Annotated in this window: 7 protein-coding genes and 1 rRNA gene (1 of these 8 cut by a window edge); 7 read left to right on the forward strand and 1 reads right to left on the reverse strand. The window is 52.6% G+C overall.

The features are described 5' to 3' along the window. The first annotated feature begins 224 nt into the window (after window positions 1-224). The 7 genes from IM295_RS14690 (at window position 225) to IM295_RS14720 (ending at window position 9614) form a co-directional block, all read left to right on the forward strand. On the forward strand, window positions 225-1364 hold the full coding sequence (locus IM295_RS14690; protein ID WP_028014617.1) for an efflux RND transporter periplasmic adaptor subunit: 1140 nt from the start codon (window positions 225-227) through the stop codon (window positions 1362-1364). An 11-nt stretch (window positions 1365-1375) separates the two neighbouring features. Continuing rightward, entirely contained in the window at window positions 1376-4489 is a 3114-nt protein-coding gene (locus tag IM295_RS14695; protein WP_193066870.1) for an efflux RND transporter permease subunit, read from the forward strand. Between the two features lie 301 nt (window positions 4490-4790). Continuing rightward, entirely contained in the window at window positions 4791-5012 is a 222-nt protein-coding gene (locus IM295_RS14700) for a lipoprotein (protein WP_008502867.1), read from the forward strand. A gap of 448 nt (window positions 5013-5460) precedes the next feature. After that, the gene (locus IM295_RS14705) at window positions 5461-6486 is read left to right on the forward strand and encodes an amino acid ABC transporter substrate-binding protein (RefSeq protein WP_028014619.1); all 1026 of its coding nucleotides are present in this window, start codon (window positions 5461-5463) and stop codon (window positions 6484-6486) included. A gap of 67 nt (window positions 6487-6553) precedes the next feature. Then, on the forward strand, window positions 6554-7735 hold the full coding sequence (locus IM295_RS14710; RefSeq protein WP_048959000.1) for an amino acid ABC transporter permease: 1182 nt from the start codon (window positions 6554-6556) through the stop codon (window positions 7733-7735). 9 nt (window positions 7736-7744) lie between these two features. Further along, window positions 7745-8848, forward strand: a complete 1104-nt coding sequence (locus IM295_RS14715; protein WP_193066871.1) for an amino acid ABC transporter permease — start codon at window positions 7745-7747, stop codon at window positions 8846-8848. 7 nt (window positions 8849-8855) lie between these two features. Continuing rightward, window positions 8856-9614, forward strand: a complete 759-nt coding sequence (locus IM295_RS14720; protein WP_041907797.1) for an amino acid ABC transporter ATP-binding protein — start codon at window positions 8856-8858, stop codon at window positions 9612-9614. Window positions 9615-9720: 106 nt separating this feature from the next. Here IM295_RS14720 and rrf read toward each other — a convergent pair. Beyond that, window positions 9721-9742, reverse strand: a 5S ribosomal RNA gene (gene rrf / locus IM295_RS14725) (it continues 90 nt past the right edge of the window).

Below are 9742 nucleotides of genomic sequence, written 5' to 3' on the forward strand. Positions count from 1 at the left end.
AAATTTACCGATTAAGCTCTATTAGCCTGATTTAGCGGGCAGAAGTATAGCCGTATTTTCTACGGGACTGATTCTGATTTTCTTCTCAGGCCTCGTCATTCGCACTTATAAATTAAAAAACATTAAATACCCTCATTATTATACGCAGCTACATTTTATTTTTCCCTCTGCCCCACGACCGATCTACGGCAAACATCGGTTAATGGGTATTTAAAGGAACAGTCATGACGAATCATTTCAGACGTTTACCCTTAGCCGGTTTCATTGTCTGCGCTGTACTGCTCACTGGATGCGATGGCCAGGAAAATCAACAACAACATGCACAGGCGCCTCAGGTCAGCGTCCATATCGTGAAAAGTGCGCCGCTGGCCGTCACAACTGAACTCCCGGGCAGAACAGATGCGTTCCGCGTTGCGGAGGTTCGTCCACAGGTTAGCGGTATCATTCTGCGTCGCAACTTCACGGAAGGTAGCGATGTAAAAGCTGGGGACTCACTTTATCAAATTGATCCTGCGACCTATCAGGCGGCTTACGACAGCGCGAAAGGCGAGCTGGCAAAGGCGCAGGCGGCGGCCAATATTGCACACCTGACGGTGAAACGTTATCTCCCACTGGTGGGAACACAGTATGTCAGCAAACAAGAGTATGACCAAGCCGTGGCCACGGCCCAGCAGGCAGATGCCAGCGTTGTCGCCGCAAAAGCGGGCGTTGAAAGCGCACGTATCAACCTTGCGTATACCAAAGTAACGTCCCCTGTCGATGGCCGCATCGGCAAATCCAGCGTGACGGAAGGGGCGCTCGTGACGAACGGGCAGGCCGCAGCGCTGGCGACGGTCCAGCAGCTTGATCCGATTTATGTCGATGTGACCCAGTCGAGCAATGAATTTATGCGCCTGAAGCAGACGAGCCTGCAAAAAGGCGACACGGCCAGCAGCGTTGAGCTGCTGATGGAGAATGGTCAGCCCTATCCGCTGAAAGGCACCCTACAGTTCTCCGACGTTACGGTGGATGAAAGCACCGGCTCAATCACGCTGCGCGCCATTTTCCCGAATCCTCAACACCTGCTGTTACCGGGGATGTTCGTTCGCGCCCGAATTGATGAAGGCACACAGCCAGATGCCATTCTGGTTCCGCAGCAGGGCGTGACCCGAACGCCGCGAGGCGACGCAACCGTGCTGGTGGTTAATGATAAAAACCAGGTTGAATCACGTACCGTCGTTGCGCCTCAGGCCATTGGCGACCGCTGGCTGGTGACGGAAGGGCTGAAAAACGGTGACCGCGTGATTGTCAGCGGATTACAAAAAGTCAGACCAGGGGCTACCGTCGTCGCCACGCCAGATACCACCACGACTCCCGCCAGTTAAGGAACGACGACATGGCTAATTTCTTTATTCAAAGGCCGGTTTTCGCCTGGGTACTTGCCATCATTTTGATGATTGCAGGCGGGCTGGCCATTCTCAAACTGCCCGTCGCCCAGTATCCGACGATTGCTCCGCCAGCCGTGGCGATTTCTGCGACCTACCCCGGCGCTGATGCCCAGACGGTGCAGGATACCGTGACCCAGGTTATCGAACAGAACATGAACGGTATCGACAACCTGATGTACATGTCTTCCACCAGCGATTCAGCAGGTAATGTCACCATCACATTGACCTTTGAGTCAGGAACGGATCCGGACATCGCCCAGGTGCAGGTGCAGAACAAACTGCAGCTCGCCATGCCGCTGCTGCCGCAAGAGGTACAGCAGCAAGGGATTGGCGTTGAGAAATCCAGCAGCAGCTTCCTGCTGGTCGCCGGTTTTGTTTCGGACAACAAAAACCTCACTCAGGATGATATCTCCGACTATGTCGCCTCGAACGTCAAAGATGCTATCAGCCGAACGACGGGTGTCGGCGACGTTCAGCTGTTTGGCGCCCAGTATGCGATGCGCATCTGGCTCGACAGCAACGCGATGAATAAATACCAGCTGACGCCGCTGGATATTATCAACCAGCTGAAAACGCAGAACGACCAGATAGCGGCAGGTCAGCTGGGCGGTACGCCATCGGTTCCTGGACAGCAGTTGAATGCCTCCATCATCGCGCAAACTCGCCTGAAATCACCGGAAGAGTTTGGCCGCGTGACGCTCAAGGTGAACCAGGACGGCTCGATGGTTCACCTGAAGGATGTCGCTCGCATTGAGCTCGGCGGCGAAAACTACAATATGGTGACCAAAATCAACGGGCAGGCCGCAACCGGCCTGGGGATTAAGCTGGCAACCGGGGCAAACGCGCTGGATACCGCGGCAGCCATCAAGAGCAAACTGGCGCAACTGCAACAGTTCTTCCCGCAGGGGTTGAAGGTCGTCTATCCCTATGACACCACGCCTTTTGTGAAAATTTCTATTCATGAAGTGGTGAAGACCCTGTTTGAAGCGATCGTTCTGGTCTTCCTGGTCATGTATCTGTTCCTGCAAAACCTGCGCGCGACGCTCATTCCGACTATCGCGGTGCCGGTGGTTCTGCTGGGTACCTTCGCAGTTCTTGCGGCGTTCGGTTTCTCCATCAACACCCTGACGATGTTCGGGATGGTACTGGCGATAGGGCTACTCGTTGATGACGCCATCGTGGTGGTCGAGAACGTTGAGCGCGTGATGGTAGAGGACAAGCTGCCGCCCAAAGAGGCCACGCAGAAGTCGATGGAGCAGATCCAGGGCGCGCTGGTGGGGATCGCGATGGTTCTCTCGGCGGTCTTTGTCCCGATGGCCTTTTTTGGTGGCTCGACGGGCGCCATCTATCGCCAGTTCTCGCTGACTATCGTTTCCGCCATGGCGCTCTCCGTGCTGGTTGCGCTGATCCTGACGCCCGCACTCTGCGCAACGCTGCTTAAGCCCATCTCTGGCGATCATCATGAGAAGAAAGGGGGGTTCTTTGGCTGGTTCAATGCGCTCTTTGATAAGAGCGTGGAGCACTACAGCAACAGCGTAAGCGGTATTTTGCGTAAGACCGGCCGCTATCTGGTGGTGTACGTCCTTATTGTCGGTGGGATGGCGGTGCTGTTCCTGCGCTTACCTACCTCCTTCCTGCCTGAAGAGGATCAGGGGGTATTTATGACGATGGTTCAACTCCCGGCGGGTGCGACCCAGACGCGTACTCAGCAGGTTCTCGACCAGGTTCAGGACTACTATCTGACCCAAGAGAAAGCGAACGTTGAATCCGTCTTTACCGTTAACGGCTTTAGCTTTAGCGGTCAGGGCCAGAACTCCGGTATCGCCTTCGTCAGCCTGAAACCCTGGGAAGAACGTTCTGGGGAGAAAAATAGCGTTGAGGCCATCGTGGGCCGAGCGACAAAAGCGTTCAGCCAGATTAAAGACGGCCTTGTATTTCCGTTTAACCTGCCTGCCATTATCGAACTGGGAACCGCAACGGGCTTCGACTTTGAACTTATCGATCAGGCAAACCTGGGGCATACCCAGCTGACGCAGGCGCGTAATCAGCTGCTCGGCATGGTGAAAGAGCACCCTGACCTGCTGGTTCGCGTGCGTCCTAACGGCCTGGAGGATACACCGCAGTTCAAACTGGATGTCGATCAGGAGAAAGCGCAGGCGCTGGGTATTAGCATTTCTGACGTCAACCAGACGATATCGACGGCATTGGGTGGTACCTATGTGAATGACTTTATCGATCATGGCCGCGTGAAAAAAGTTTACGTCCAGGCGGATGCGAAATTCCGTATGTTGCCGGGGGACATCAATAATCTCTACGTGCGCAGCGCGAATGGGGAAATGGTGCCGTTCTCATCCTTTAGCAGCGCTCACTGGGTTTACGGCTCTCCTCGTCTGGAACGCTATAACGGCATGCCGTCCATGGAGATCCTCGGTGAGTCAGCCCCAGGGAAAAGTACCGGTGAGGCCATGGTGATGATGGAAAGCCTGGCGGCAAAACTGCCTTCCGGCATCGGCTATGACTGGACGGGAATGTCTTATCAGGAACGCCTTTCCGGTAACCAGGCGCCTGCACTGTACGCCATTTCACTGATCGTGGTGTTCCTGTGCCTGGCTGCACTGTATGAAAGCTGGTCCATACCCTTCTCTGTCATGCTGGTTGTGCCGTTAGGCGTCATCGGGGCTCTTTTCGCAGCGTCGCTGCGCGGGTTAAACAATGACGTCTATTTCCAGGTCGGCCTGCTGACAACGATTGGGTTATCGGCGAAAAACGCCATCCTGATCGTCGAATTTGCTAAGGACCTGATGGATAAAGAAGGTAAAGGTATCATTGAGGCCACGCTGGAAGCCTCAAGAATGCGCCTTCGCCCGATCCTGATGACCTCCCTGGCCTTCATTCTTGGCGTCATGCCGCTGGTAATTAGCACCGGAGCCGGGAGCGGAGCGCAAAACGCCGTCGGTACGGGTGTGATGGGAGGCATGCTTTCCGCAACGCTTCTGGCTATTTTCTTTGTGCCCGTTTTCTTTGTGGTTGTCCGGAGACGGTTTACCAACCATAAGGATTAACGTATCCCTGAAGGCACCGTTTGGTGCCTTTTTTATTTTAATATAAACAATGGATTAGTCATTATTGAATCGCATATTAAAAATTCATGAGTTTGCGTTAAGTAAAAGCGCCCTCTTGCGACTCCATAATTTCTCCATGAATTTATCCAGAAAATGCTTTTTCTCCATGATTTTTACAAACTACATAATTTGAGATTATTCCACGTGTAACGGGAACTTACCCTGGTGGTAAAATAATCTCCAGTTCGTTAATAGCCCTCCTGGCTTTGTAGCGAATAAGAAATAATACTGAGGTAACATCATGAAAAGATTCATTTCCGTTGCACTTCTCGCTGCGCTGCTTGCTGGTTGCGCGCACGACTCTCCTTGTGTACCGGTTTACGATGATCAGGGCCGACTGGTTCATACCAATACCTGTATGAAAGGCACCACCCAGGACAACTGGGAAACAGCGGGTGCCATCGCCGGCGGCGCTGCCGCAGTAGCGGGTTTAACGTTAGGTATTGTTGCCCTGACGAAGTAACATCTGTTCAGAAAGCGCGGCTCCGGCCGCGCTTTTGCTTTTAATGAGTTCATCATTTTCTAATAAATAACAAAGTTCCGCATTTATTCTTATATTTCATTTCAACCAACCGCTATCAACACCTTTTTCTTATCTCTGATGATTTTCATACATTAATACTATTGAATACTCTGCCAATATTCACCTGAGAAACTATCTCTCCTTTTTATTTCATCCCGGTTAAAACTTTTGCTCCAATTTGTGGCACAGGTTGTAATTTCGCACTGTTTCGGGGCGCTCATTTTATTTAAGCCTGTCTACACTCTGCATTAAGCGTTCAGTTTTCTCTTATCTCGCTGAACTCAAAACTGGCATTACGTTTGCTTTATAAACGTTGGCCAATGCCACAGACAGGTTAAGCGCTTAAAAACGCTTCTATAACAATAAATTTCGCCACACAGGATCCATTATGAAAAAGACGATGATAGCCAGCCTGACCGCTGCAGGCATGTTGTTTGCCATAGCCGGTCAAGCCCATGCGGGAACGACTCTGGATGCCGTTAAAAAGAAAGGTTTTGTTCAATGCGGTATCAGCGACGGTCTGCCTGGCTTCTCTTATGCCGATGCGAACGGCAAATTTACCGGTATTGATGTGGATGTCTGCCGTGGCGTCGCAGCAGCGGTTTTTGGTGATGACAGCAAAGTAAAATACACCCCGCTGACGGCGAAAGAGCGCTTTACGGCGCTGCAGTCCGGCGAGGTTGACATGCTCTCGCGTAATACCACCTGGACCTCCTCCCGCGATGCAGGTATGGGGATGTCATTTACGGGCGTGACCTACTATGACGGCATCGGCTTCCTGACCCACAATAAAGCGGGCCTGAAAAGCGCCAAAGAACTGGATGGCGCCACCGTGTGTATCCAGGCGGGTACCGATACCGAGCTGAACGTCGCGGATTATTTCAAAGCAAATAAGATGAAATACACCCCTGTGACTTTCGACCGCTCGGATGAATCAGCCAAAGCGCTGGAATCCGGTCGCTGCGACACCCTGGCCTCTGACCAGTCACAGTTGTATGCCTTACGCATTAAGCTGAGCAATCCGGCGGAATGGATTGTCCTGCCTGAAGTGATCTCCAAAGAACCTCTCGGACCGGTTGTGCGTCGTGGCGATGAAGACTGGTTCTCTATCGTTCGCTGGACGCTGTTTGCCATGCTGAATGCAGAAGAGATGGGCATCAACTCGAAAAACGTTGATGAGAAAGCGGCGAATCCTTCCACCCCGGATATGGCGCACCTGCTCGGTAAAGAAGGTGATTTTGGCAAGGATCTGAAGCTGGATAACAAGTGGGCTTACAACATCATCAAACAGGTGGGTAACTACGCAGAGATCTTCGAGCGTAACGTGGGATCGGAAAGCCCGCTGAAGATCAAACGCGGCCAGAACAATCTCTGGAATAACGGCGGTATTCAGTACGCGCCACCAGTACGTTAAGTCATAGCTGTAACGGGCACTGCTCGGGCAGTGCCCACTCCAGAGTCATGGTTACTGAGGTTTCTTTATGTCCCATCGCCGCTCAGCCGTAAAAGGATCGCTATCCTTTTCTCATCCCGCGGTCCGCGCCTGGCTATTCCAGATTATTGCTATTGTTGCGGTTGTTCTTATCGCCGTGTATCTCATCCATAACACCATCACTAACCTGAATAATCGCGGTATCACCTCCGGTTTTGCGTTTCTGGATCGCAGCGCGGGCTTTGGGATTGTTCAGCACCTTATCGACTATCAGGAGGGTGACACGTACGGACGCGTGTTTGTGGTCGGTTTACTGAATACGCTGTTGGTATCGGCACTTTGTATTGTCTTCGCGTCCATCCTGGGCTTCTTTATTGGGCTGGCGCGTCTTTCTGAAAACTGGCTGCTGCGAAAGCTTTCCACCATCTATATTGAGACGTTTCGCAACATCCCACCGCTGCTGCAGATCTTCTTCTGGTATTTCGCGGTGCTGCGTAATCTTCCCGGTCCCCGCCAGGCCGTCGATGCGTTTGAGCTGTTTTTCCTGAGTAATCGTGGGTTATACATTCCCTCTCCGCAGGTGGCCGAAGGGATTTACGCCTTTATCGTCGCCATTATTGTTGCGCTCGCGATTTCCGTCGGCCTGTTCCGCTATAACCGTAAGCATCAGATTAAAACCGGACAGCTTCGTAAAACATGGCCAGTTGCCGCTGCGCTGATTGTTGGCTTACCGTTAGTTGCTCACTGGCTTTTTGGTGCAGCCTTGCACTGGGATATTCCTCACCTACGCGGATTCAACTTCCAGGGTGGTATGGTGTTAATTCCTGAACTGGCAGCACTCACGCTGGCGCTTTCAATTTATACCTCCGCGTTTATTGCGGAAATCATCCGCTCCGGGATCCAGGCCGTGCCTTACGGGCAGCACGAGGCGGCACGTTCACTCGGTTTGCCGAATACCGTGACGCTTCGCCAGGTTATTATTCCGCAGGCTTTACGGGTGATCATTCCGCCCCTGACCAGCCAGTATCTCAACATTGTCAAAAACTCATCGCTGGCAGCTGCCATTGGTTATCCGGATATGGTGTCTCTCTTCGCCGGAACCGTGCTTAACCAGACCGGACAGGCCATAGAAACCATTGCCATCACTATGTCCGTCTATCTAATCATCAGTCTGGCTATTTCGTTGCTGATGAACCTTTATAACCGTCGTATAGCACTGGTCGAGCGCTAAGGATCTATGATGACAAAAGCGATACTGTCGCACTCCTCGCGCCCTGCCAGCTCGACGGGTGGACGTTTTATTCTCTGGGCACGCAAGAATCTCTTCTCCAGCTGGAGTAATAGCCTGCTGACGATTGTCTGCCTGTGGCTAATGTGGGAATTGATTCCTCCCCTGCTGAACTGGGCGGTTCTACAGGCCAACTGGGTCGGTTCAACCCGAGCTGATTGCACAAAAGCCGGCGCTTGCTGGGTATTTATTCATGAGCGCTTCGGTCAGTTCATGTATGGATTGTATCCGCACGAACAGCGCTGGCGGATTAATCTGGCGCTGGTTATCGGCCTGCTCTCTGTTGCAGTCATGTTCTGGAAAAAGCTGCCTCACCGTGGGCGCTATATTGCCGTCTGGGCGGTGGTTTATCCGATTATTGTCTGGGTGCTGCTGTATGGCGGTTTTCTGGGGCTGGAACGCGTTGAAACACGCCAGTGGGGTGGTCTGACGCTGACATTGATTATCGCTTCAGTAGGGATCGCTGGCGCGCTACCGTTGGGCATTTTACTCGCCCTGGGTCGCCGTTCAAAAATGCCGGTCGTACGCGTGCTCTCCGTTATCTTTATTGAGTTCTGGCGCGGCGTACCGCTTATCACCGTACTGTTTATGTCGTCGGTCATGCTGCCACTGTTTATGGCGGAAGGTACAACGATCGACAAGCTGATCCGTGCCCTGGTCGGGGTGATTCTCTTCCAGTCCGCCTATGTCGCTGAAGTTGTACGCGGTGGCCTGCAGGCATTGCCTAAAGGCCAGTACGAAGCGGCGGAGTCGCTGGCGCTCGGTTACTGGAAAACGCAGGGGCTGGTGATCCTTCCGCAAGCGCTCAAGCTGGTTATCCCTGGGCTGGTCAATACGATCATTGCTCTCTTTAAAGATACCAGCCTGGTGATCATCATCGGATTGTTCGATCTCTTTAGCAGCGTGCAGCAGGCAACCGTTGACCCTGTCTGGCTGGGTATGTCCACCGAGGGATATGTCTTCGCCGCTCTGATCTACTGGATCTTTTGTTTTAGCATGTCGCGCTACAGCCAGCATCTGGAAAAGCGCTTTAACACCGGGCGTACACCGCACTGAGGAAATTATGAGCCAAATGACTATGACAACCGCCAACGCGATGATTACGCTGGAAAACGTCAATAAATGGTATGGACAGTTTCATGTCCTGAAGGACATCAATCTTAAGGTAAAGCAGGGCGAACGCATCGTCCTTTGCGGCCCTTCCGGTTCAGGTAAATCCACAACCATTCGCTGTATTAACCATCTTGAAGAGCATCAACAAGGGCGCATTGTGGTTGATGGTATTGAACTGAATGAAGATATCCGAAATATCGAACGCGTGCGGCAGGAAGTGGGAATGGTATTTCAGCACTTTAATCTGTTTCCACACCTGACCGTTCTGCAGAACTGTACGCTTGCGCCGATTTGGGTCCGAAAGATGCCGAAACAGGAAGCGGAGGCGCTGGCGATGCACTACCTTGAACGCGTACGTATCGCGGAGCATGCCAATAAGTTTCCAGGTCAGATCTCGGGCGGGCAACAGCAGCGCGTGGCTATCGCCCGTTCGCTGTGCATGAAACCCAAAATCATGCTGTTTGACGAACCGACATCTGCGCTGGATCCCGAAATGGTGAAAGAAGTACTGGATACCATGATTGGGCTGGCCCAATCCGGCATGACGATGCTGTGCGTAACGCATGAGATGGGTTTTGCCAGAACGGTAGCTGACAGGGTGATCTTTATGGACCGCGGCGAAATTGTTGAGCAGGCACCGCCGGATGAGTTCTTTGCGCATCCGAAGTCAGAACGTACGCGAGCATTTTTATCGCAGGTAATTCATTAGTCGTTTGCTCTGCCGGGTGGCGGCTTCGCCGTACCCGGCCTACGGTTTGTGCAGCGCAGAAACGCAAAAAGGCCATCCTTTCGGATGGCCTTTTCACTTATTTGATGTCTGGCAGTTCCCTACTCTCA

Source organism: Enterobacter cloacae complex sp. P14RS, from assembly GCF_014895895.1.
In the GTDB taxonomy this organism is placed as follows: domain Bacteria; phylum Pseudomonadota; class Gammaproteobacteria; order Enterobacterales; family Enterobacteriaceae; genus Enterobacter; species Enterobacter bugandensis.

Coding starts and splice junctions, on each gene's coding strand:
- IM295_RS14690 (WP_028014617.1), top strand. CDS start 225: ATGACGAATCATTTCAGACGTTTACCCTTAGCCGGTTTCATTGTCTGC.
- IM295_RS14695 (WP_193066870.1), top strand. CDS start 1,376: ATGGCTAATTTCTTTATTCAAAGGCCGGTTTTCGCCTGGGTACTTGCC.
- IM295_RS14700 (WP_008502867.1), top strand. CDS start 4,791: ATGAAAAGATTCATTTCCGTTGCACTTCTCGCTGCGCTGCTTGCTGGT.
- IM295_RS14705 (WP_028014619.1), top strand. CDS start 5,461: ATGAAAAAGACGATGATAGCCAGCCTGACCGCTGCAGGCATGTTGTTT.
- IM295_RS14710 (WP_048959000.1), top strand. CDS start 6,554: ATGTCCCATCGCCGCTCAGCCGTAAAAGGATCGCTATCCTTTTCTCAT.
- IM295_RS14715 (WP_193066871.1), top strand. CDS start 7,745: ATGACAAAAGCGATACTGTCGCACTCCTCGCGCCCTGCCAGCTCGACG.
- IM295_RS14720 (WP_041907797.1), top strand. CDS start 8,856: ATGAGCCAAATGACTATGACAACCGCCAACGCGATGATTACGCTGGAA.